Annotated in this window: 1 protein-coding gene; it reads right to left on the bottom strand. The window is 59.0% G+C overall.

Features of this window, described 5'->3' with window-relative positions; all coding sequences use genetic code 11:
* Window positions 1–631 precede the first annotated feature (631 nt).
* Window positions 632–3,769, bottom strand: coding sequence for a toprim domain-containing protein (locus tag CTR53_RS20790; RefSeq protein WP_290818286.1), 3,138 nt, complete (start codon window positions 3,767–3,769; stop codon window positions 632–634).
* Window positions 3,770–3,938 lie beyond the last annotated feature (169 nt).

The following is a 3,938-nucleotide window of genomic DNA, read 5'->3' as shown; positions in this document are numbered from 1 at the left end:
CGGCAAACATTGAAGGGACAACAATTCTGGGCTATCTCAAAGCGCGGTGATTTGATTACCGCGCTTTGATCCCCTCCATTCTATCCCGGTCCTTTCTCGCTTAACAATCATTCGATTGTAAGCGCCCCTCGTAATTAAACAGTGTTCAGTTATCCGTATTATATCGAGGACACCGATAGTGAATCGTCCACCAAAAGTGGAAATTTCCTGAATTTTCCGTTTTCTGAAAATTTCCAAAAATGGTATGCATACCGCATCAAAACGAATTTTCGTGTCATTTTTCGTGTTCTGAACGAAGTTTGTAACCGATAGTTACTCGTGCTTTTTGCCGAGTGCGGCGACCAGCAAACCCCAGCAGGCCGGGCAAAATACCCTCCCGCGTCGGTCAACCTTCAGCTTGGGGACGCTGGTTTCGGCTTTGCAACAGCAGCAGCGGCGGGAATCCTTGCGGGTCGATACCTTGCTCATACTCGTTTCCTGCGGTCGGGTAAGCGGCGCAAGGCAGCGGCGGCAGCGGCCAGCGCGCGGCCAGCATCCATCCACGCGCGGCACGTCGGGCAGAATCCACCAGGTTCAAACGTTGGCATGCGGCAACAGCGGCAACAGTCGGCAGGTTGCGGGCGGAAGTCGATCATGCGGGAATCCTTTCCTGAAACCTTCCCGGCAACATTTCCGGCGGGCTGGTGGACACCTTTCGCGCGTTTGGCAGGTACAGCGGTTCTGTGGGTACCCGAATTGGAAATTGCCAGGGTTCCGGGTCCGGTGGGATGGGTTCCCAGGCTGGCGGCGGCGGTTCCCAGGCTGGCGGCGGTTCGGGGATGAAATCCGGCACCAGTTCGGGCGGAAGTCGATCAATCGGCGCGGGCGGGCGGGCTTCATCCATGATTTTCACCTCAAGAATCGACACTTCAGCGCCGTGCATCTCTGCAAGTTGCGCGGTGGCCACGTTCGCCGGCAGGTTGACGGGAACCCATGCGACGCGGGGTTTTCCCTTCGTTCCACGGGTACGGTAGGTGATGGTCTTTAAATAGGTCGTTTCCCTATTAGAGCTTATATAGGGGATCGACCTATTTAACCCCGTGTCCTTGAAGGTTCGAAGTTCACGCCGTGCCGCATCGCTGGAAATGAACAAATCCGGGTGCCTGCTGGCCAGCAGGGCAGGCCCGACCACCACGCCATCGCGCAAGATGACCGTGGCAATGCGGCCGGGTAACAGCAGCTCGTCCAGCGTCGCCAGTTCATCCGGCGGCAACCCCGGCAGCGGTAGGTTTGAAAGCAGGAATATTTTTTTGGGCTGGGTGGCATGGATCAAGCGCAACCGGTCCACGGCCTGCAAGCTTTCCTGCTCGCGGATCGATTCCAGGATTTCCCGGCACCGCGGATCCTGGAACGTGGTCTGGGTGATCGTGGCCACGTCGCCGGACTTCGCGGCGAGCTGCGTTTGTTCGCGGGTCACGGTTCCCGGTTCCATATCACCCGCGAACCATGCGCGGGCAACCTTTTCAACCGCCCAGGGCGGCGGTTCATTCCTGCCGATCACTACCAGCCAATCGGCTTGCTCCATCGTGTTCAATCCGCGTAAAGCGCCGTAGTGCGCTTGCTTAATGCAGCACGGCAAGCGCGAACCATGCGCATCAAGCCAAGATTTCGGCGCGATGACGGCACCATTAGGGTTTTCCCCAGTTTGCCGCGTGATGAATTCAATCATCCGACTTGCCAGGTGATCGTTATTGCTATCAAGTCGATGCCTGGAAAGCGCGGTATCAGCAACCTGGATAACCCGCGCGTTGCGGCGGGCGGCGATGTTGAGCACCTCAACACCAGGCGATACCACGTCAACAATCCCGGCGGATAAGCTGGCGTCGATGTACAGGCGCGGAACGCTGGACGATACGAACGTGACCGGCGCCAGCCATGCGGCATGAATTTTCCCAACTTCGCCTTGGGAGTGATGCCAAATCGAAACCGGGTTGTTCCCGTCAACCGCGCGCTTCACGGCACGAAGAAACGACAAGCGGCGGCGTTCGTCGGTGTCGTTCTCCATCTTCGCCAGCTTCGCCAACACTTCGCCGACATTCATTTCCGGGTGAATCTCGATATTCGCCCAGGGCGGCGCGGCATCGAGGGCGGCATCGAGGGCGGCATTGTGTGCGGTGGCCACTTCGATCAAATTTCCATCAGCCACGGCAGCGGCCAGGGTTCGGTACAACTTCCCGGCGGCGAACAGGTCAGCGACTTCCCACGATCGATGTCTTTCGATGGAATCCCGGAAGGATTCATCAACCACGGCGACCTGTGGCGTTCGTGCGTTCCGCTCCGGCAGCGGCAACCATTCATGCGCATAGAAACGGATGGGGGCAGGGTCGTTGAACTGCTTCAGATACCCGCATTCTCTGGCGTGTGGGCATGGCCTGCGGCCGGTTGTCGGGTCGATCTTGCCGCATAACAGCGGCGCTGATAGTTGTCCAAGCCCTACTTTTTGAAGCGCGGTTGCGGCCTCGTGCTTTGCGCAAAGCGGCGGATTGTCCGCGTCAACGTGCGTTCTTCCCCGAATGGCAACCGCCGCACCGGCAGGCAAGCGCGCGGCTTGTTCCTTCGCCAAGGCGAACGAGGGCACGAAGTAATCAGCCACCAGCCCGCGCGCGTGGATTTCCTGGAGAGCTTGCGTTGATTTACCAAGCCCGGCAGCGGCACGAATCGCTAGGTCAGGTTGTTCCGGCGTTCCAACGCGGTCGAGGAACCGACGCAACGCGGCGCGAAGTTCGCCGGCGGCGGCGGCGGCCGTCGGTAGCTCGTCAACCTTTTCAGGGGCTGGCGAACAGGAAAACAGTTGTCGGGCGGCTTCCGTGTGCCCGAGAGCAACCGCTACATCGTTGAAATCGCATTTACCGCCGTTCGGTAGGCGAGGAATAGCCACCAAACAGCCTGTGAGGCGCTCAGCGGCGCGTGCGGCCTCAATCCCGGTGTTGGTCTGGCATTTCTCATCAGGCGCGCGAATATCGTTGTCAGCGGCCACGATGAGCCGGGCTTGCGGGTGCTCACGGTGGATGTTTGCGGCGACTTTCGGCAAGTTGCCCGCGTCGAACGCGATGACCACGGGGCAACCGGTGGCTTCCTGGATGCTTGCGGCGGTGGCGAAACCTTCCGCAATCAAGATGGTTTCAGCTTCGGCGGTGCGGCCTAGGATGGCGCGGCCGTCTTGCTTGGTGCCGTGCGGGAGCTGCTTCTTCTCCCCGTTGGGGTGGATGAATTGCAGGCTGGCCAGCGTGCCCGCTTGCCCCACCGGCAAAATCAGCGATCCAAGAAGGTCATTCGATTGAATCCAGCTTTGCAGCCAGGCCGGCGCGGTAGAGGCGGCTTCCGGCGTCAACAATCGGGCAATATGCGGGTCGATCTGCTTTCGAACGAGGTAGGAATGATCCGGCGGCGCGGCCGGCGCGGCGTTCCAAATGGCGGCGGCGTTCCAAGTTGCAACGGTGGCGCGGCGAAGCTCGGCGCGGTGTTCAGCGTAGCGGGCGGCTTCACGGGCGGCGGTGCGTTGGGTTTCCTGCGCGGCATCATTGGGAGAATCAGGCCAGACCGTGTATTTGTTGTCCCTATCCCGCCAGTCCCAGAAGGTACACGAACCATCCCGGTGGGCGATGTAGCGGCCTTTGCCTTTCTTGCCGTCGATTCCGAATTCATGAAATCGGGAGTCAAACTTGATGTTGTCGGGCGCTTCGCCCAGCACGGATTGGATTTTTGAAAGAATTTCGTGTTCTGTCAGCATGGCGGCTTATTCCGTCGTTGCCATGCGCGGTAAATTGCTGTCAAAATAACCAGGTCAAGCCGTGTATTGCATTACCGCGCGTTTCTAGGGATGCAATCGGGCTTATAAATGGATTTTTGACTGATACCGCGTTATGGAGCTTTAAACAGAATTCGTTGTTCTTCGCCGT

The sequence above is a fragment of the Ferrovibrio sp. genome (assembly GCF_002796975.1).
GTDB lineage: Bacteria > Pseudomonadota > Alphaproteobacteria > Ferrovibrionales > Ferrovibrionaceae > Ferrovibrio.
Note: the sequence above shows the minus strand (reverse complement) of the source record. Positions and strands in the feature narration are given on the sequence as shown.